Source organism: Ihuprevotella massiliensis (genome assembly GCA_900095835.1).
In the GTDB taxonomy this organism is placed as follows: Bacteria; Bacteroidota; Bacteroidia; order Bacteroidales; family Bacteroidaceae; genus Alloprevotella; species Alloprevotella massiliensis.
Map to the genome: position 1 here is coordinate 1,097,393 of LT608321.1, position 19,973 is coordinate 1,117,365.

The following is a 19,973-nucleotide window of genomic DNA, read 5'->3' on the forward strand; positions in this document are numbered from 1 at the left end:
TATAAGGGAGAAACAAACTGAAGAGGAAACCACCTCCCTCGAGGTTTTGGAGGTGAATTGTGCGTAGCGCAACGAGAGCGACGCAAGCCTCCACGAAGTGACGAAGCGACGCGCTATTTCTTGTTCTTTTGCGCCTTCGGCATCGTCTCTCTGCGCACAGCATGGATGACGTAAGTCACCACACCCCACACACTAAATTGCTGATCCGACTCGATGCGTATCTCTGGATATTGGCTATTGGCAGGCACCAGCCGCACATGATCTGCCTCCACAAAGATGTGCTTCACCGTAAATTCGTCATCCACGATGCAAACCGCTATATCCCCATTTTGAAAATCGATGGAGCGATCCACCACGAGAATATCTCCGGCATAGATGTTGGCATCGATCATCGAATCACCCACCACCTTAGCATAAAAAGTGCTTTCTGGATGAGATACCAGCTCACGATTCAAGTCGATTTTCTCTTGATACTGCGAAGGCACTGGCGAGGGAAACCCTGCCTGTGGTCCGCTCTCGGCAAATGGGAGGGCGGTGCTTTCGTCAAATTCTACGCCTTGAATGATGAGTTGGGACATGATGAAAAATAGCTGAATCGTTTTGGGAGAATATGCGGAACAACGAGGGCTGACACTCAGGATTTTCTGGTCAAAACAGAGCCAAAATCCCCATTTGCGCCACCTCGCGAACTGCAAAAATAAGGCTTTCCCACGAGATAATACTCATCCTTTTTGCTAAACATCCCTTCCTCGAAATCTTCGCTAGGAGAAAGCGCAAAAAAACGTCGGAGATTTTCTAAATTTTCTCGGACATTTCTCGAAAAACGTGGGAGATTTCGCCTCATATCCTCTCATATAATTATAGGGACACATCCATTTAGTGCTCCTTCATTTATCTACTATTGGACAATACCAATAGTTTCAAATACAAGTGGCTGTTTACTTCAATACTTGGTGCGATGGATTTAGTGCTTGGAAGAAGGCTTCAGAGCTTGTCTATAATGGTAATAAGGAGTTTAATTATAAGGTTATATCTCGTTATTGCACTTTTGTTGACTACGTACACTTAACCTCTCAACGAATTGGCGCATCACCCACAACGGATGGTGCGCCAAAAAGTTATTTTAATAATTAAGCTTGCTGAGCTTTGCGTAACATAACAAATTCAAAACGTCCTCCAAATTATCGAGTTGTTGACGAAGTCTTCGTATTTCCTCTTGATTCCTTTCATTAGAAGCATTTGAGGCTCTAAGTCTTCTCTCTAATTCTCTCTGAACTTCTTGCTGTTTCTTGATGACTGCTTGTAGTTGGGCAATGATTTCCCTATACATGCGTTCTTTCTTCTTATTGCCATTGATTTTATCCTTAACCCAATCATAGGCTTTTTTAGCAATAAATACCTGAGGACTAATAAACACCAAACCTATATCGACCTTAGAAATACCAAGTTCTTTAAATATAGATTTGTTTGGATCATTTACAATAGTGCTAGATGCACTTACAATCTGTGAGATGCTAACTTCTACCATAATTATCCTACTTGTCTAAATTGATTTATTTGTTCACTTAAAACTTCAATCACCTCAACTAGATGGCTGATTTGTTTTGCGAGTTCTTCTATCTCCTTTTTATATTGTTCCATTGTAGAATTTTGAGAGCGAAGTTTTAATACCAATTCACGATTTATTTGTTTTTGACGGTTTATGGCAGCCTGTTGTTTGGCAATAATTTCCCTATACATGCGTTCTTTCTGCTCTTGCTCTAGTTTTTTAGCCTTATATTTTTTATAGCCCCAGAGTAAGATAAAAGGTGCAACGGCTATACCAATTCCTGTCGCTGACGCACCACTTGCTGGGGCAACTGCAACAGTTGCCCCAGCAACTAGTCCGATAGCAGATAAGTTACTCGATGTGGTTATCACATATTTATTCGATAAGTTTGCAATTTCCTCATACAAACCCGGATGAGCAATACCCACAGCATTCCATGGCTTAAATTCGGTGTATTTAAGCCTTTCTGTAGAGTTCTCTTTTTCAATGCCAAAATCACTTAGTGAAAGACTTGGATTTTCAATAATAGCTGAAGCTATATGTGAAAGGCACTCTAATTGTTTTATTTCTTGTTTCATACCCTTATATTTATTCAAACATGGCATCCAATTCTGCAATGGCACATTTAGTTACTTTATCCAATTCTTCATTTAAATACTGTTCCTTTATCCTTGTAATGAATCGAACATCAGAGAATAGTCTCCAGAGCGTAACCAACAGACCTCCAAGATCTAGTTTCTTTAATGCCTCTCCTTCATTTCCTGTACAAGCATTGATACCAACGTATGCTAGATTTATACTTGAAGATATAGCATTTGAATATAATAATATTTTACGGGTTCGCACTTCGTAGTGTTCACGTCTTCCATCTTTTTCTTTGTTGTAGAAAAAACCATGGATAAATCCAATTATCATGTTTATGATAATGGAAAATGCTGCTTGTGACCCTACAATTTTCAGGTCATCGAGTAAACATAAAGAATCATATTGTTCCGCATATAATTTTCCTGTCAACTCTTCAGAGAAGGCTTCTAAGAGTGGTGCGGGTAATCCTCTTTTGGTAAAAACATCCGACTTTAAATGAGCATATTGTGCAAATAATGCGGCTGCAAGTCTAAACTTATCTTCTTTTGTACTCTGAAAAACATCATGGAACATTTTAGTCATTGATGTTGGCACGTCACTAAACCTGCCACCAGGATATTCTACATCATATGTGGCAAAATTAAATTTCTTAGATAGAGATATGGTGCATGTCATCAAATTGGCAGTTCCAAAAATCCATCCAAGTATTGGATCATGTCCTAATGTATGTACTCTATGGTTTCCCTTGCCACCATCATCAAAACCTGCGGGTGCATTAGATTGTGCGTCATAAGGACAAACTCCAGCTGATGTTCCTTTCCCATCGATTCTTTTATATTGACCGAATAAGATGTCTTTCCATGTAGGATAATCATTTTGGCTCTTTACATTCTCTCTTCCCTTGTGCTTTTCATTCCAATCATGAATGTCTTTCTTTTTCTGTTTATCACCTTGCTTATTATGTATACGATTATCCTCGTTTATTGTTTCTCCCAGGTCACCTAAAATTTGTTGGATAATAATCCACCTTGCAGTTTGCAATGCAGTAGCAACCATAAGAAAGGCAATATCAACTTTGCTCAGCTTTGTTTTCTTCAAAAACTCATTGTTTATTCTTTCAATATCTTCGATACAATACTGAAATTCCTTTGCTGAGAGCAAATCCTCTAACACCACTTCTTCTGGGACAATTTCATCGGTTTTCTCCATAATTTCATCCCAAGATGGAATATCATTAAAAGATATTTTTTCATCTGTCAAATATGGACTGTTATCAATATCAGCTTTTTCAACTTTTAAATCAACCGGACGAGTCAAATGTTCGGGGAGATTGATACCTAGGTCTTTTGCCATTGTCAAAGCTTGAGATCTCAATTGTTCTGATCGACTTTTGAGTTCTTCAACGTCTAATCCCATCTTTGCAATTTGCTTTTCATTTTCAGTGATAGAGGAACTCAATTGTTGAGAACACTCTTCAAGTTTCTTAAGTTCAATATCTTGCATTTTAAATGCACGGTTCAATTCTTTTTGCCCCTCAGAATAGTCATATTTACTCTTTCTCTTGTTGTTCATAATTATTTTGATGAAAAAGTTATCTTTGTTACTGATATGCTCGATGCAATTAATTTGTTTACAGCTACCTAGAACACCTTTGCATTCACGAAATCCTGGAAAACTGATAGTGTCCTATATTTGGTATAAGCACCTAAATTCTTATTTTTGTGGTGAACTTAAAAGAAACAAGAACAATAGAACTTACGATGCCACAAATATAGGAATTAATTACCATATTTATCGTCTCTAGAGGTTGTTTTAACACTTTTCACGAACGTAGTCTTTTGGGTTAAGGGTCAATTTGACGACTGGTACATCAAACAATCAACGTAATTTTTCACCGCAAAAATGCCTCCCTTTTGTTAGGCTAGCGTACTAACAAAAGGGAGGGGGCAGAGAAACCTGTACACTTTTTCGGACAATCCCCTACTTCCACGGCGAAAGCCAAAGCAATATATCTCCCTTACTTCCATAAACACACAATAAACATATACCCAAATTAAAATACATTACCTCCCCCCGAAAATCACGAAGTATACCAACAAATAAAATTCTTTTCTTATCTTTGTATCCACTGTAAAGACAATGGACAAGAAGAACTTAAACTCGCTCCTGTTTTTTGAGCATTACAGAAAGCTAACATACCTCCTTTTTCTATCTACCCCATGAGACAAATAACATCTTGCATGCGTTACTCGCTGGTCGTTCTAAAAATAGTTGGATTCATTTTTATTCTCTTCGCCCACTTTGGTGTTGGATATGCTATACCCTCATGTCCCAACAGACCAATATTCGCTACTGACTCGGTAAACACCAAAGGTGAGAAAGAACATCAACTGAAAGAGGCGAAAGTGATAGGTACTCGTTTCTTGTTGGTCACAAAGAAGGACACCACTATTTATGACCTTGATGCTTTGACCTTGAAAAATGGGGCACTTCTGAGAGAAGCCTTTGAAAAACTACCAGGCATCAGCTTTCGCAATGGTTCACTTTACCACAACGGGCAAGAAGTTAAACGCGTACTCATCAATGGACTTGATTTTTCCACAAAAAATCCTTTATTAGCCTTGCAGGCACTTCCATCTTATATGATGAAGAATATCAAAGTGTATGAACGGAAGAGTGACTTCAGTGAGAAGACTGGTATTGATGACGGACAGCAAGAACTCGTAGCAGATGTCAGTGTGCGTCGTAAATATATGGGGGTATGGACGGGGCAGCTAACTGTTGGTGTGGGAACAGACAAACGCTTCTCGGGAAAAGGCTTTGGTAACACCTTCACAGACCAGTTTCGTGTGTCGCTTTTTGGCAATGCCAACAATGTCAATGAACAAATGTGGTATTCTGGTGATGGACAGGAACGAGCTAGTATAGCACCAGCTGGAGATAATCATTTTTACACTCCAGGGGCAACGTTTTTGTGGAAAACTAAGAAAACCTCTAAAGAAAAGGGATATTTCCAAATCACTGGCGACTTGGATTACAACAAAGAGATCTATGACAAAGAAGAACTTTACCGTACGGAACTATACCTCTCTGACGGTAGTCTTTTCTCTGCAGGTAAAACCATAAGTACCACAAATCTAAACCGCTTCTCGAACAACCTGAAGATGGATTGGAACATTTCCAACTCCCTCTCGGCAAGTTACGTTGCTTCATTAGAGTTGAATCGTAGTAGGGATAATCACAATGTCGTCAAAGCGAACTGGAATGAAGCACCAATAGTTGAGGATGGAAACATAGCTAATGCTCTTATGATTTTACAAAATTCTAATGGGCAAGAGCCAACAGCTATTGATTTTCAACAAAGAAAAAACGACTTTAATCAGAACAACTCAGCCTATCAACATCAACTCTCCTTCAACTATGATTTTCTCAAGTCGGGCACCTACTTAACAGTTAAACACCGACTCAACTTGAACAGTGACGCTCAAGAAAAACAACAAAATGCGTACTACAAATACTTCAATCAAGAAGCACACAAATCGTATGGGTTTGATCGCAAATTAGATACGGAAACTAACAAGAACACACAAGACATCCATGCCCGTATTATTCACTTCTTTACGGTGAAAGGCTTCTCACGTTTCTCTCTATCTTTAGACTATCGATATAATCAAAGCAACATTGAGTATGGCAGAGACGGATTTCTTGCGAAACTCAAAATGAGGCAAGACTCTCCTCTTTCTCGAGCAATAGATGACGAAAGCACACGTTCTTGGAATGAAAAGGATTGTCAGCATACAATTGAACCTAAGCTTGGTATAGCCAAGAGTATTTTTAACTTTGAATTCACTCCCACACTAAACCTTAAGCGTCAACAACTAGACTACCACAAACGGAATCTTCCTGATCTATCTTTGAAACAAGAGTATAGATACTGGGCTATTGAGACTCAATTTAGAATACGTTCTACCTCCTTAGGGTCATTGTTGGCGAGATTTCTTAGCACCCCCAACATTCCTAGCATTCACTCTTTCGTTAGTTATCCAGATAAGACAGACCCACAATATATCGTTATGGGTAACGAGAACCTTACTATGGGTCGTAAAAACACGCTACTAGCTTGGTATTGGCGTAATTTCGTGCAAGATGGAGAGAAAGGGAAGCTAACTCGTACTCTATCTGCACACTTCCTCTATTCTCGACAACAAAATCATGTTGCGAACTTTACCACTTACAACCGCAAGACTGGCGTCGTGACGATACAACCAGTCAATGTTTCGGGTAATTGGAACGGAAAGATGAATATCGGATTTAGCTCTCCAATAGATCTAGCGCAGCATTGGTGGCTGGAACTTCTTGCCGAAACGTCTTTGTTACGCACCAAAACATTCTTGGGCACAAACGAACAAGGAGTCAATGGTCAGCAAGTCAATGACAACCTTCTCTCTAGTCATTCACTGAATATAACACCACGGTTGAGACTTGCATCCTTCGACTGCTCGCTCACCTATCAGCTGACACTAGAAAGCAATAAGGGAACGTATGCTTCAGCTAACCAGACAGGGCAATGGCAACACCAATTGAAAGGAAAGTTAGACTGGACACTACCCTTGCGTCTCCATCTAAATACAAGCATCAAATATCACAATTACGCAGGCTACGTTTCTAGAAAAAGAGAAAACTGGATTATGTTAGACGGTGAAGTGGAACGTAGCTTCTTGAAGAAGGATAATTTCTCAATTGCACTGGCTTTACATGATGTATTCAACCAAAACAACGGTTTTCTGCAAGAGTATAGCGCAACAGCCTTGACTCAAACTTACCAGCAAACGCTAGGTCGCTATGCCATGCTATCATTTAGGTATAGATTCGACACTAAGAAGGACTAGAGAAGTAAATCAACGCAAGTTATCAAATCCCTTTTCACTGGTTTATCGATTATACAAGTCCAATCTTGCTATTCGTCTTACTCAATATAATAGAATACACAAAAAAAGACACTACAAAAGAATTCTTGTTTCTTGTTGTGGCTGTCTGGATAATCTATATTTAGCACATGGTACTAGCGAGTTATGACAACAAGCAAAGTAACAAAAGAGGCTGAAATCCTGCTAGAGGGTTTCAGCCTTGTTTTATCATATCAAGAAACAATTACTGACAACAATAGTTTCAGACGATACCATAAATGACTATATATAGCAACAAGATTGCATGGAAAAGGCATACAATTCCAAGCGTTAGTATCTAGTCGTCCCTTAAAAAGCTTTGATAAGTGAAAAGTCATTCCTTTCCTGCCTCTCGCTTATTATTTTGAGCAGGGTCAAAAGAGCTCTCATGGCTCTTTTGAAGTTATAAGCAGCAGCTGCCAATAGTAGGTTCACAGCATCCCCTACCACTCCCTTGTAAAAGTTGCGTCCTAAACGATGATCTGATTTCAAGTGTCCGATGGTTGGTTCTATGCCTGCTCGCTTGCAGAATAGTTTGTGTTTCTTTCGCTTCTGATATCTGCTATCTGAGGGTTTGGGAACATCTGGTATTTCAATCAGAGTGCCATTAACCTCTTTCATACCCCGATAGCCCCTATCGCCTGCCAGTATTTTAATCTTTCTCTGTGTCAGGCGTTCAACCTGTGCCAACGAGGCTTCTATCGTATGTCCATCATATTCATTACGAAAAGATTGTGCGCCAAGAACAACACCCGTAGCCGAACGGATGATGGATACCTTGTTACCAAATTCGTATTTCTTATGTTCTTTACCCTTGCTGATGCATTGCACCTCTGGCTCGTGAATAGAATAAATCTTTTTCCCACTATGGCGCCTTTGGACTAGAATCGCCTCAAATCTTTCAATCAGCTCAGTGTAAACAGAAGACTCTCCTAGATTGCGCTTGAGCTCTCGGACTAATCTACCTGCTATGGTTCGCAATTTCCGATCTGCTCTAACAGCCTTTTGGCGATTCTTGGGATAATTGCGGAAACGCTGGTCTCGATAAATGCGCTTGAGGACAAAAGTATAGCTTTGGCGAAGGGGTAGCTCTAATTGGTGGACGATATTGAGAATCTTACGGATAATCTTTTTATGCAACTTAGCATCTGTAGGGTAGGTGATATTCTTCTCTTGAACAGTAGAATCAATAAAAGCTGTCTCATGATGATGCCCATCATTATCTTCGTTATTGACACGAATACTTTCTTGGAAGATAAGCTCTACCCCCTTTTCTCCAATACGATTGCGAAAATGTACCAATTCAGAAGAAGCACAAGGTGCATTAGGTATGAACTCTTGCATACCACAAAAGTATTGGTAATAAGCATTTTCACTCCATTGTTCCACAACGGATTCATCGGAGAGATTACGAAGGTGTTTGAGAATTAACAAGCCACACATCAGACGAATGGGTTTAGCAGGGCGACCATTATGCTGACAATACAGAGGTGAGAAGGCGGTATCAAATTTTGCCCAATCGATTTTATCGGCTAGTTTGTAGAGTGGGTGCGATTGGTTCAGCATATCGGATAGATTGCTGAAGAATGATGGAGTACTATGTGGCTTTGTAATCATAAATCTGCAAGTTTCTTACCGTAAAGATAACAAAACTTGCAGATTTAGCAAAGGATTTAGACCATTATATTGCTGAATGACAGATGATAAACATCTTGTTAAGGGGCGACGATATAAAGGAGAAGAGCAAAGGAGATTACAAGATATTTCCCGATACGATGAGCAAAGGGAAGCTGCTTACCCACCTTAAAGCCGTAGGCTTGGCTTGTGTTATTCGCACTCCACTGACCTACCCTACCACATGGCTCGCCACAGTTTCGGCACGCTGACCTTGGAGGCAGGTATCCCTATGGAGAGCATTGCCAAGATGATGGGGCATTCATCCATTGCCAGCACACAAATTTACGCTCAAATAACAGACCAAAAGATCGCAAAGGATATGGAGAGGTTAATGTAATAATAAAATATACAGACTCAATGTATAAAATCACTATAATTTCACTTGATATACGCCATTAGTGTTTTCGCCACATTATGAATATACGATCATATAAATTTCGTTCATATATGTTTGAAATATATTTTCGAGATACTATTCCTCAATTCTAAAAAGCTTGCTTCGCTGAGACAATTTCAATACTATATTTTGCTCTTTATTGAGTTCCGCTGGTAGTTTATCTCTCAGAATTGAAGCAACATACTGAATATCAACATGTTCGTTGGCTAAAATTCCAATCTGCAGAAGCTGGTTATCATGCACAAGTTCCTTTCTGTCATTTAAGATGAAATGTAAACATGGAATCTGTTCCTCATCTGCAAACATGATATATGCCATATCAAAGCAGGTAATCTCACCTTGTTTCTTTCCTGTACTGAAGTTATCTGTAGAAAAAGGCGAAAACTTATAACAAGACTTACCCTCTTTATTCTTTATCAACTTATATTCTATTGCGTAGCTCTCGTCGTAAAGTCGTTTGGACAAAACTGAATAATATTGATTGAATTTATCCAGTTGTTTCTGTATCAAATCCTGTTTACTTTGTGCGAACAAACCATTATCTATGTCTTTAAGAATTTCTTCGCTCTGAGTAATGGTCTTTTCTACCTCTTCAATCTGTGCTATACGCTGCTCCAGAGAACCTTTTTCTTGATATTTAAGGTTTAACTTGCCAACTAATTCATCTAGCGCTTCAACGGAGACAGATTGTTGCAATCTCTCAGCCAATACACGCTCTTTGATACGTGAAGAAGCAATTTCGTCGTTGCAAATAGAAATAAATTCCCTTATCTGAGGCAATTCTGCTGACACGAAAGCAACTTTACGGTTAAGCATCTCATTGTGGTATAATACCAATTCCTCAAAAGTGTGCTGAAGTTTTCCTATCATGGCAGAAGCCTGATGATAGATCAGTTTAAGTTGTTTGGTATCTACATCCGACTTCTGATTGTTTAGGTCCTCAACGGTTTCCTCAATTAAAGTGTATCTAATTTGGAGAGAACTCTGTTTGATTGCAAGTTCGCTTAAACGACCTTTAACTTCATTGAGTTGCTCCAAATCTTTTTCAAAGTCAGAATTGAGATGTAACTCTTCTTTCTTCTTATTCAGTTCAGCAATTTCACTCTCAACAATAGCCAATTTGGAACGCAAGGCGCTTTTGCTGGCAGCCTTTTCGAGACGACGCTTGTATTTATAATCAGTACTCAACTTCTTGTTGAGTTCCTGCCTACGGTCACCATCATCAAAATTGCAGCCAAACATATACAAGTGTAACGTCTCATATTCTACATCCGAAGTGTATCGATTCAACGTCCTCAAGGTTTGCGTAAGACGTTCTTCATCATATCTAAAATTGTGGGAGATAATTTGTCGGAATGACGGCTTGGAAGTTTCGATGTTCCAAAGAGTTTTCTGTAATTCTGTCTCAAAACTTTTCTTGTCAACCTTCTTACCGTTAATCTCCATTAGGTTTCTTTTCCCTGCAAGGAAATTGCGTCTCACAATAATACTTTTGGCGTCTACTGAAAAACTGTCGGTCAGACACAAGGTTATCACGACTTCTGTACTGAAGAGAAAGTCCTTCACATCTTCGTTAATGACTTTCGTTCCCTCAGTTGCAGAATAAATTTTACTTCCATCCATGCCGAAACAGAAGTCAATTAGTCGCAAGACAGTTGTCTTGCCGACGTTATTTCCAGTTTCTTCATTTCCTGTGAGTGTTTCGTCAACTATTAGGTTCAGTCCCTGATGAAAGTCTATACGACGAACCAAACCATCGGAATTCTCTATGAGTAAATACTTTAAGAACATAATACTACCTCCTCATTTTGTATGGAAATACAATTAATCAAAAAAAGCCAATCCAAACAGAGTATGAATATTTGGAAAGAAAGACTCTCATGTTTGTTCACCTCATAGAACAAATTAACCAAGGAGATACGACCTTCTCTCTGAACAACTTTCAAAACAATTGCACCATTATAGTAGATGCTGTCTTCTGGGGCTATATTATCAGGCAAAAGCATATCAATCTGGCTTTTTAAAAATCTTACACTTTACAAAGGCGTCGACCAACACAATCTTTATGTTCATTATCAACTCTTCGCGTGTTAACGATTCATTGCATGTTCCGTCTCCATCAATAAGTGCGTAAACTTTCTCTAAGAGTGTATCAAACAAATCATCCCCGTCTCTTTCTATAGAAAGATTCAGATAGAGATCATGGAGCGATGTAAGCACCGCAAAACTTTTGTTCACACCTTGTTTGTCATACAATCTATATATATTGTCTACCAATACACCATAAACAGCATATTTAATGATAATATCCCTCCACTTAATCAATTTATTTAAGTCGATCTTCGGTATTAGGTTAAATGGCTTGGTATTAGGATTAATGGTAACTTTATCCAGGCTTTCTTCAGAAAGACAGTTAATGACGTATGTTATTACCGAAGATCTGCGTTCCTTGGTGGAAGCTGGTAATATGGACCTTTCAAGGTATAAAGCCAATTCAGTAATTTTGTCAATATCTTTGTTCTTTGCATCTTTCAAGAGACGTTTGTCGTCATAACAATCGGAGTCAGCATCAAAACGTATTCCTGCCGGAACATCAATGGAGGATTGTTTCAGATGAGAAACACCCTTTGATATGCAGACGAACTTAAATAAATAGCCGTTGTATTTCGGGAGTTCTATTTTGTTCAACGAACTTTGAACTTTGGCTTTGCTGTTATCAGACGAGACTTGTACAAAGATTTTTGCAGTGTTGTCGACTAAATCAATGGCTTTGATGTTTTGCTTAGCCATATTCGCATTTTGAAGATTCCAACCATAAATGGTGTTCAAAATAGTCTTGAATACGTCTTCAGACAAGACATTAGTATCAAGAAGATTGACCGCACTACTCAATTTAACCTCTGTTGAAAGGTACGCCAATCTTGACGATATAATTCCAATAAGTCTTTTATATTCCATGCGGATATTATTCTTTAAGATACGTTTTCTCCTTTATTCCCTCTTCTGGAGTCGGAGGAATTCGCTTACGTGAGAGATTTCTTGAACCAATAACACAATGTACTTGATTTATTGCTAAAAGATACCAAGTAATCAGCAAAAAGATACCGAGCGATGGCGAAATTGCTCGGTACGTAGAGTCAAGCGGCAAGTTCTTATTTTTGTGGTGAACTTAAAAGAAACAAGAACAATAGAGCTTACGACGCTACAAATATAGGAATTAGTTTCCATATTTCTCGCCTCTAGAGGTTGTTTTAACACTTTAGTTGAAGCTATGCTGAACGCCTTATGCCTTCACGAACGTAGTCTTTTGGCTTAAGGGTCAATTTGATGACTGGTACATCAAATAATCGACGTAATTGTTCATTGCAAAAATGCCCTCCCTTTTGTTGGGCTAGCCTAACAAAAGGGAGGGAGAATAGAGAAACTTACACACTTTTTCGGACAATGCCTGGACAAGACCAAAGATGGAGAGCGAGGAACAGACAAACAACTCCCAATCGTGTATAAAACTACAAAAATCCCCACTCCTTTGTGAGGAGTGAGGATGGCATAAGTATGTGGTGTAAAATTACTCTGCAGTTGCAGGTGCCTCTGTTTCAGCAACAGGAGCTTCGACCTGAGCTTCAGCAGCCACGGGAGCTTCTTCAGCAGCGGCCTTCTTAGAACGACGAGTACGCTTAGCCTTCTTTTCAGTCTTGGCCATGTTCTCGTTGTAGTCAACCAATTCGATAAAGCACATGGGCGCTGCGTCTCCTGCACGGAAACCAGTCTTGATGATGCGGGTGTAACCACCAGGACGATCACCAACCTTGACGCTGACTTCTTTGAAGAGCTCAGTTACGGCGAACTTATCTTTGAGGTAAGAGAAGACAACACGACGTGAGTTGGTGGTGTCTTGCTTAGACTTAGTGATAAGGGGCTCGACGTACTTCTTCAACGCCTTGGCCTTAGCGACAGTCGTAGTGATTCTTTTGTGCTTGATCAACGACACAGCCATGTTAGAGAGCATAGCAGCGCGGTGAGAAGCAGTACGACTGAGATGATTGAATTTCTTATTGTGTCTCATTTGGGTACTTGTTGTTTAATGGGATAGTTGACTAATCATTCCGAATGCTCGGGATTAATCCTTGTCCAATTTGTATTTTGAAATGTCGGTTCCAAACGACAGATTCAGACTCTCGAGCAAATCATCAAGCTCGGTGAGCGATTTCCTACCGAAGTTGCGGAACTTCAAGAGGTCGTTCTTGTTGTATTGAACGAGTTCGCCGAGGGTTTCTACGTCTGCAGCCTTCAAGCAGTTGAGAGCGCGGACAGAGAGGTTAAGGTCGACGAGCTTCGTCTTGAGCAACTGACGCATGTGCAATACTTCTTCATCGAACTCTTCATTATCAGCATCGGGAGCATCGTCCACGGTGATCTTCTCATCAGAGAAGAGCATGAAGTGATAGATGAGGATTTTTGCAGCCTCTTTCAGTGCATCCTTTGGGTGGATGGAACCGTCCGTAGTAACTTCAAGCACGAGCTTATCGTAGTCGGTCTTCTGCTCAACGCGGAAGGGCTCGATGAGGTACTTGACGTTGCGGATGGGAGTGTAAATAGAATCGATGGGAATTACGTTGACATCGGTGCAGAACTCGCGATTTTCATCAGCGGGAACATATCCGCGACCCTTGTTGATCGTAACTTCGATCGTCATCGTGGCTTTGGAATCCAAATGGCAAATTACAAGCTCGGGATTGAGGACCTCAAAACCGGACAATTGTTTGCCAATGTCACCTGCTTTGAACTCCGTAGAGTTCGAAATGGTGATACTTGCTTTCTCAGTCTCGAATTCTTCTACTAACTGTTTGAAGCGAACTTGCTTCAACTTGAGAATGATGTTGGTTACGTCTTCCTTCACACCAGGGACAGAAGCAAATTCGTGTTCTACTCCATCAATCTTGATAGCGCAGATGGCGAAACCTTCCAACGAGGAGAGGAGGATGCGACGTAGAGCATTGCCGACGGTGGTACCGAAACCTGTTTCCAAAGGACGGAATTCAAATTTTCCGTATTTGGAATCGTTTTCGAGCATAACCACTTTGTCGGGTTTTTGGAATGCTAATATCGCCATGAAAAATCGTATTATGAATTAGTTCTTAGAGTAGAGCTCGACGATCAACTGTTCCTTGATATTCTCAGGAATGTCAGCGCGCTCGGGCTTGTGGAGGAGCTTACCAGACTTGGTAGCTTCGTCCCATTCCACCCAAGGATACTTGGAATGATTGAATCCAGCGAGAGAGTCAGCAATCACTTCGAGTGACTTAGACTTTTCGCGAACAGCAACCACTTGACCAGGCTTAACGCTGTAAGAAGCGATGTTTACCACACGACCATCTACTGTGATGTGCTTGTGATTTACAAGCTGACGAGCAGCAGCACGAGTGCCAGCGATACCAAGACGATATACGACATTGTCAAGACGACATTCGAGAGCTTGAAGCAAAAGTTCACCGGTGATACCGCTAGCCTTTGCAGCCTTATCGAAGAGGTTACGGAATTGCTTTTCGAGAACGCCATAGGTGAACTTAGCCTTTTGCTTCTCGGCGAGCATGATGCCGTATTCAGAGGTCTTGCGACGACGCACGTTTTGGTTGCGACCCTGCATACGCTTGGTAGTGTTGCCGAAGATGTCTTCACCGAACTTGCGAGAAAGACGAACCTTAGGACCTGTATATCTTGCCATATTGGTTGATTTACTTTGTAATTGTTATCGTTATCTTAGGGCGACTTCAGCCACTGCAACTGGAATGCTCCAGTATGCGGTGGGATGAAATCGTTCTAGTTTGCTTTCTTCCTTTTTCGTACTAACGATGTGAATACTACTGAAAATCCACTATCGAAGCACTAAGCCGCATGATCCAGTCACTCGAGGGTGCACAGTTTACAATGTTGCGGAAGAGAAGCTCAGGTTGTCTTTAATTACACGCGACGGCGCTTGGGAGGACGGCAGCCATTGTGTGGGAGTGGAGTAACGTCGACGATTTCAGTTACTTCGATACCAGCACCGTGGCAAGCGCGGATAGCGCTTTCACGACCGTTACCAGGACCCTTAACGTATGCCTTAACCTTGCGGAGACCGAGGTCGAAAGCTACCTTTGCACAGTCTTGAGCAGCCATCTGGGCAGCGTAAGGAGTGTTCTTCTTAGAACCACGGAAGCCCATCTTACCAGCACTTGACCAAGAGATAACTTGACCTTCGCCGTTAGCGAGTGAAACGATGATATTGTTGAAAGAGCTGTGTACGTGGAGCTGACCTTGCGCGTCAACCTTCACGTTACGCTTCTTTGCAGAGACAGTTTTCTTTGCCATAAGTTTACTTATTATTTAGTAGCCTTCTTCTTGTTAGCAACGGTCTTCTTGCGACCCTTGCGAGTACGAGCGTTGTTCTTCGTGCTCTGGCCACGGAGGGGAAGACCAATACGGTGGCGAATACCACGGTAGCAACCGATGTCCATGAGACGCTTGATGTTGAGCTGTACTTCAGAGCGGAGGTCACCCTCAACCTTGAACTCAGCACCAATGATTTCACGAATCTTGGCGGCTTGGTCGTCCGTCCAATCTTTTACTTTGATGTCTCTGTCGATCCCGGCCTTGTCAAGGATTTTTGCCGAGCTACTACGACCAATACCGAAGATATAGGTCAAAGCGATTTCGCCTCGCTTGTTTTGAGGCAAATCAACACCAACAATTCTTATTGCCATATACTTATTTTATTTTTGTCTGTTGGATTAACCCTGACGTGTCTTGAACTTAGGGTTTTTCTTGTTAATCACATAGAGGCGGCCCTTGCGACGTACAATCTTGCAGTCAGCAGTGCGCTTCTTCAAGGATGCTCTTGTCTTCATATCTTGAATGATGTTTTATTTGTATCGGAATACGATTCTGCCTTTCGACAAATCGTAAGGACTCATTTCCACTTTCACTCGGTCACCAGGAAGAATCTTGATGTAGTGCATACGCATCTTACCCGAGATGTGAGCGGTAATGGGATGACCGTTCTCTAACTCTACACGGAACATCGCGTTGCTCAAAGCTTCGATGATTGTTCCGTCCTGTTCAATTGCAGTTTGTTTAGCCATAGATGTTCTAATAGAGGTTACCTTCCACTCGTTCGATTTCTTCAAACGAAGAAAGAATATCAGCTTTGCCATTGTGAATGGCGATGGTATGCTCGAAATGCGCTGCCATACTTCTGTCGCGAGTCAGGATGCTCCACTTATCGGGGTGCATACCTATTTCAGGACTACCCAAAGTGATCATGGGTTCGATGGCGATGCAGAGACCATTTTTGAGTTGCTTACCCGTGCCTCGCTTACCATAGTTGGGAATTGAGGGTTCTTCGTGCATTTCACGACCGATGCCGTGACCGACGAATTCGCGAACGACTCCGAATCCTTCTGCTTCACAATGACTCTGCACTGCCGCACCTATGTCACCAATGCGGTGATTGGGGAGAGCAGCTTCGATGCCTTTGTAAAGACTCTCTTTTGTGGTGCGTAAGAGGCGTTTCACCTCTTCACTAACTTCTCCTACACAAAACGTGTAGGCGGAGTCACCACAAAATCCGTTGAGGAAAGTGCCACAGTCGATAGAAACGATGTCTCCATCTTTGAGCGGCTCTGCCGTGGGAAGACCGTGCACCACGACTTCGTTGACCGAAGCACAAATGGATGCAGGGAAGGGATCGGTGTCAGGGAAACTTGCGGGGAAACCTTTGAAAGTAGGAATCGCGCCGTGGTCTCTGATGAATTGCTCTGCCAGAGCGTCCAACTCGAGAGTCGTCACACCAGGCTTCACAACCTTAGCTATTTCTGCGAGTGTTGCGCTGACCAACTGGTTGGCTGCACGCAGCAACTCGATTTCTTCTTCAGTTTTCAGATAAATCATCTGACGAGATTCTATGGACCTTATACGTTTGAACGGTTGCGAGTGTGTCCTGCATTGAGCATTCTGTCGTAGTTGCGCACTGACATGTGGCTATCGATTTGCTGGATGGTATCCAACACAACACCCACAAGGATGAGCAACGACGTACCTCCGAAGAAGTGTGCAAATGCTTGGTGCACTCCGAATGGCTTCATTTGAGCGAAGACAGGGAGAATAGCAATTGCAGCGATGAAGAGTGAACCTGGCAAAGTGAGGTGTGACATCACATTGTCAATGTAATCAGCAGTATCCTTACCTGGCTTGATGCCTGGAATGAAACCGTTGTTACGCTTCATATCTTCTGCCATCTGTACGGGATTCATTGTAATCGCCGTATAGAAGTAGGTGAATGCTACAATGAGCAATACGAACACTACATTGTAAAGAACGCTATTGTTATGAAGGAATTGTTGCAAAATGGGGCTTTGCACGTTCAGCGACTGTACGAGCATCATTGGGATAAACATGATGGCCTGAGCAAAGATGATCGGCATCACGTTAGCCGCAAAGAGCTTCAAAGGAATGTACTGACGCGCACCACCAAACTGATTTTTGCGACCTTCAATGCGTTTAGCGTACTGTACTGGAACTTTACGTACCGCTTTTACCAAAAGAATAGCGAAAGCCATCACTGCGACAAGAGCAATAATCTCTACAAGGAACTTGATGAGACCACCACCTTCTGCACCAGAAAGAGCAGAGGTGAGTTCTTCAACAAATGCCGCTGGGAGACGGGCAATGATACCAATCATGATGATGACTGAGACACCATTACCAATACCTTTGTCGGTGATGCGTTCTCCAAGCCACAATACAAACATAGAGCCTGCTGCGAGGATGATGGTCGACATGACCATGAATCCCAATCCATCACCCATCAAGAACGCACCGCTTCCTTGCGTCTGCGCCTTGAGGTTGATGAGATAAGTAGGAGCTTGGAAGGTGAGGATGGCAAGGGTCAAAAAGCGTGTGTACTGATTGATCTTGCGCGTTCCGCTTTCACCTTCGCGTTGCATCTTTTGGAAATAGGGAACTGCAACTGCCAAGAGCTGAATAACAATCGAAGCTGTGATGTAGGGCATAATACCCAAAGCAAAGATTGACGCTTGAGAGAATGCTCCACCAGAGAACATGTCAAGAAGCGACATAAGGCCGCCCTCCGTCTGCTTGTGCAGATTAGCCAACGCGTTTGAATCGATACCGGGGAGAACCACAGTCGAACCAAAACGATAGATGGCTACGAACAGGATGGTGATGAGAATGCGCACGCGCAAGTCCTCAATGCGCCAGATGTTCTTGAGTGTTTCGATTATTTTTTTCATTCGACTCTTAGAATTTCGTTATTTAGAGTTGAGCAGCCGTACCGCCTGCTGCTTCGATAGCAGCTACAGCAGCCTTGGAGAAAGCGTGAGCTTCTACGGTAAGCTTAACCTTCAATTCACCATTAGCAAGCACCTTTACGAGTGACTTACCGTTGATGAAACCTGCTTCGATAAGCTCTGCAACACCAATCTTCTCGAGGTTCTTAGCCTCGGCAAGAGTTTGGAGGGTGTTGAGATTGATGGGCTTATACTCGACACGGTTGATGTTCTTGAAACCAAACTTAGGAAGACGGCGTTGGAGAGGCATCTGACCACCTTCGAAACCAATCTTCTTGCTGTAACCAGAACGAGACTTGGCACCCTTATGACCGCGGGTAGAAGTACCACCGAGTCCAGAACCAGGACCACGACCGATACGCTTGCGCGTTTGGGTAGAACCGTTGGCAGGTTTGAGAGTATGTAATTTCATAATGTCGTTACGTTTTGGATTATTCTACTACTGTTACCAAGTGGTGAACCTTGCGAATCATACCGCGAGTGCAAGCATTGTCTTCGAGTTCTACAACATGGTAGAGCTTAGTGAGACCAAGCGCATCGAGAGTACGCTTTTGATCTACGGGCGCGCCGATGCGGCTGCGAGTTTGCTGAATCTTAATCTTTGCCATGTGATTATCCTCTGAAAACTTTATCCAATGAAACACCACGATGTTGAGCCACAGTGCGTGCATCACGCATTTCACCAAGAGCTTGGATGGTAGCCTTTACCAAGTTGTGGGGGTTAGAAGAACCCTTAGACTTAGCCAAAACGTTGGTGATACCTACACTTTCGAACACGGGGCGCATAGCACCACCGGCTACCACTCCAGTACCTTCAGAAGCGGGGAGGATGAGAACCTCAGCACCGCCGAAGCGAGCAGCTTGTTCGTGAGGAACAGTACCTTTGATGATGGGCACCTTAACGAGGTTCTTCTTGGCAGCTTCTACGCCCTTAGCAATAGCGGCAGTAACTTCGCCAGCCTTACCAAGACCGTAACCGATAACACCCTTACCATCACCAACTACTACGATAGCAGCGAAAGTGAAAGTGCGACCACCCTTTGTAACCTTCGTTACACGATTGATAGCAACGAGTCTATCTTTCAATTCTTCATTGTTTGCATTTACTCTGTTTGCCATAATCTTTAGAATTTGAGTCCACCATTACGAGCGCCTTCAGCAACTTCCTTCACGCGACCGTGGTAGAGGTAGCCGTTACGATCAAAAACTACAGTAGTGATACCTGCTTCAAGAGCCTTCTTGGCTACTGCTTCACCCACCTTGAATGCTTGTTCCTTCTTGGGGCAAGCTTCAAGACCGAGAGAAGAAGCTGCAACGAGCGTGCTGCCTACTTCATCATTGATGATCTGAACGTAGATTTGCTTGTTGCTACGGAAAACGCTCATGCGAGGACGCTCAGCCGTGCCAGAAATCTTATTGCGAACGCGATACTTAATCTTTACGCGTCTTGCTTCTTTTACTTTTGTCATAAT

At 42.1% G+C, this 19,973-nt stretch carries 22 protein-coding genes and 1 pseudogene; 2 read left to right on the forward strand and 21 right to left on the reverse strand.

The window, feature by feature from the left end:
* Nucleotides 1-113 precede the first annotated feature (113 nt).
* From BQ2633_RS04570 to BQ2633_RS04585, 4 genes are all read right to left on the reverse strand, one after another.
* Nucleotides 114-578, reverse strand: a complete 465-nt coding sequence (locus BQ2633_RS04570) for a LexA family protein (RefSeq protein ID WP_075565395.1) — start codon at nucleotides 576-578, stop codon at nucleotides 114-116.
* A gap of 545 nt (nucleotides 579-1,123) precedes the next feature.
* Nucleotides 1,124-1,528 (reverse strand): hypothetical protein, encoded by a 405-nt coding sequence (locus BQ2633_RS04575; RefSeq protein ID WP_075565396.1) that lies wholly within the window; start codon nucleotides 1,526-1,528, stop codon nucleotides 1,124-1,126.
* Between the two features lie 2 nt (nucleotides 1,529-1,530).
* Nucleotides 1,531-2,127 (reverse strand): hypothetical protein, encoded by a 597-nt coding sequence (locus BQ2633_RS04580; protein WP_141700134.1) that lies wholly within the window; start codon nucleotides 2,125-2,127, stop codon nucleotides 1,531-1,533.
* Nucleotides 2,128-2,137: 10 nt separating this feature from the next.
* Nucleotides 2,138-3,706, reverse strand: a complete 1,569-nt coding sequence (locus BQ2633_RS04585) for a hypothetical protein (RefSeq protein ID WP_075565398.1) — start codon at nucleotides 3,704-3,706, stop codon at nucleotides 2,138-2,140.
* Nucleotides 3,707-4,374: 668 nt separating this feature from the next.
* On the opposite strand from BQ2633_RS04585, the gene BQ2633_RS04590 reads away from it, so the two are divergent.
* Nucleotides 4,375-7,023, forward strand: a complete 2,649-nt coding sequence (locus tag BQ2633_RS04590; protein ID WP_075565399.1) for a porin family protein — start codon at nucleotides 4,375-4,377, stop codon at nucleotides 7,021-7,023.
* 366 nt (nucleotides 7,024-7,389) lie between these two features.
* Here BQ2633_RS04590 and BQ2633_RS04595 read toward each other — a convergent pair whose 3' ends face one another.
* Nucleotides 7,390-8,697: an IS5 family transposase gene (locus tag BQ2633_RS04595; protein ID WP_075565400.1), complete on the reverse strand. Its 1,308-nt coding sequence runs from the start codon at nucleotides 8,695-8,697 to the stop codon at nucleotides 7,390-7,392.
* Nucleotides 8,698-8,813: 116 nt separating this feature from the next.
* Here BQ2633_RS04595 and BQ2633_RS04600 point away from each other — a divergent pair.
* Nucleotides 8,814-9,094, forward strand: a pseudogene (locus BQ2633_RS04600) (tyrosine-type recombinase/integrase); the annotation flags it as partial.
* A gap of 135 nt (nucleotides 9,095-9,229) precedes the next feature.
* Here the strand turns inward: BQ2633_RS04600 and BQ2633_RS04605 are convergent.
* From BQ2633_RS04605 to rplR, 16 genes are all read right to left on the reverse strand, one after another.
* Nucleotides 9,230-10,945 carry a DUF2326 domain-containing protein gene (locus tag BQ2633_RS04605; protein WP_075565402.1) on the reverse strand — a complete coding sequence of 572 codons (1,716 nt, stop codon included), beginning with the start codon at nucleotides 10,943-10,945 and terminating at the stop codon, nucleotides 9,230-9,232.
* The gene (locus BQ2633_RS11570; RefSeq protein WP_075565404.1) at nucleotides 10,936-11,160 is read right to left on the reverse strand and encodes an ABC-three component system middle component 6; all 225 of its coding nucleotides are present in this window, start codon (nucleotides 11,158-11,160) and stop codon (nucleotides 10,936-10,938) included. The genes BQ2633_RS04605 and BQ2633_RS11570 overlap by 10 nt, the downstream gene beginning before the upstream one ends.
* A gap of 1 nt (nucleotide 11,161) precedes the next feature.
* Entirely contained in the window at nucleotides 11,162-12,112 is a 951-nt protein-coding gene (locus tag BQ2633_RS04615; RefSeq protein WP_075565405.1) for an ABC-three component system protein, read from the reverse strand.
* Nucleotides 12,113-12,722: 610 nt separating this feature from the next.
* Nucleotides 12,723-13,220: a 50S ribosomal protein L17 gene (gene rplQ, locus BQ2633_RS04620; protein ID WP_075565406.1), complete on the reverse strand. Its 498-nt coding sequence runs from the start codon at nucleotides 13,218-13,220 to the stop codon at nucleotides 12,723-12,725.
* Nucleotides 13,221-13,274: 54 nt separating this feature from the next.
* On the reverse strand, nucleotides 13,275-14,267 hold the full coding sequence (locus BQ2633_RS04625; protein WP_009752285.1) for a DNA-directed RNA polymerase subunit alpha: 993 nt from the start codon (nucleotides 14,265-14,267) through the stop codon (nucleotides 13,275-13,277).
* A gap of 18 nt (nucleotides 14,268-14,285) precedes the next feature.
* Nucleotides 14,286-14,879 carry a 30S ribosomal protein S4 gene (gene rpsD / locus BQ2633_RS04630; protein WP_075565408.1) on the reverse strand — a complete coding sequence of 198 codons (594 nt, stop codon included), beginning with the start codon at nucleotides 14,877-14,879 and terminating at the stop codon, nucleotides 14,286-14,288.
* Between the two features lie 236 nt (nucleotides 14,880-15,115).
* Complete coding sequence (gene rpsK / locus BQ2633_RS04635; RefSeq protein ID WP_075565410.1) at nucleotides 15,116-15,505, reverse strand: 30S ribosomal protein S11; 390 nt, start codon at nucleotides 15,503-15,505, stop codon at nucleotides 15,116-15,118.
* An 11-nt stretch (nucleotides 15,506-15,516) separates the two neighbouring features.
* A complete protein-coding gene (gene rpsM / locus BQ2633_RS04640; protein WP_009752288.1) occupies nucleotides 15,517-15,897 on the reverse strand; it encodes a 30S ribosomal protein S13 in 381 nt (126 codons plus the stop codon).
* A 27-nt stretch (nucleotides 15,898-15,924) separates the two neighbouring features.
* A complete protein-coding gene (gene ykgO / locus BQ2633_RS04645) occupies nucleotides 15,925-16,041 on the reverse strand; it encodes a type B 50S ribosomal protein L36 (protein WP_009752289.1) in 117 nt (38 codons plus the stop codon).
* 15 nt (nucleotides 16,042-16,056) lie between these two features.
* Nucleotides 16,057-16,275, reverse strand: coding sequence for a translation initiation factor IF-1 (gene infA / locus BQ2633_RS04650; RefSeq protein ID WP_009752290.1), 219 nt, complete (start codon nucleotides 16,273-16,275; stop codon nucleotides 16,057-16,059).
* Nucleotides 16,276-16,282: 7 nt separating this feature from the next.
* Entirely contained in the window at nucleotides 16,283-17,083 is an 801-nt protein-coding gene (gene map / locus BQ2633_RS04655) for a type I methionyl aminopeptidase (protein ID WP_075565411.1), read from the reverse strand.
* Between the two features lie 20 nt (nucleotides 17,084-17,103).
* Nucleotides 17,104-18,444 carry a preprotein translocase subunit SecY gene (gene secY / locus BQ2633_RS04660; protein WP_075565413.1) on the reverse strand — a complete coding sequence of 447 codons (1,341 nt, stop codon included), beginning with the start codon at nucleotides 18,442-18,444 and terminating at the stop codon, nucleotides 17,104-17,106.
* Between the two features lie 22 nt (nucleotides 18,445-18,466).
* On the reverse strand, nucleotides 18,467-18,913 hold the full coding sequence (gene rplO / locus BQ2633_RS04665) for a 50S ribosomal protein L15 (protein WP_075565415.1): 447 nt from the start codon (nucleotides 18,911-18,913) through the stop codon (nucleotides 18,467-18,469).
* 19 nt (nucleotides 18,914-18,932) lie between these two features.
* Entirely contained in the window at nucleotides 18,933-19,109 is a 177-nt protein-coding gene (rpmD, locus tag BQ2633_RS04670) for a 50S ribosomal protein L30 (protein WP_009752294.1), read from the reverse strand.
* Between the two features lie 4 nt (nucleotides 19,110-19,113).
* The gene (gene rpsE / locus BQ2633_RS04675; RefSeq protein ID WP_009752295.1) at nucleotides 19,114-19,620 is read right to left on the reverse strand and encodes a 30S ribosomal protein S5; all 507 of its coding nucleotides are present in this window, start codon (nucleotides 19,618-19,620) and stop codon (nucleotides 19,114-19,116) included.
* 5 nt (nucleotides 19,621-19,625) lie between these two features.
* A complete protein-coding gene (gene rplR, locus BQ2633_RS04680; RefSeq protein WP_009752296.1) occupies nucleotides 19,626-19,970 on the reverse strand; it encodes a 50S ribosomal protein L18 in 345 nt (114 codons plus the stop codon).
* Nucleotides 19,971-19,973 lie beyond the last annotated feature (3 nt).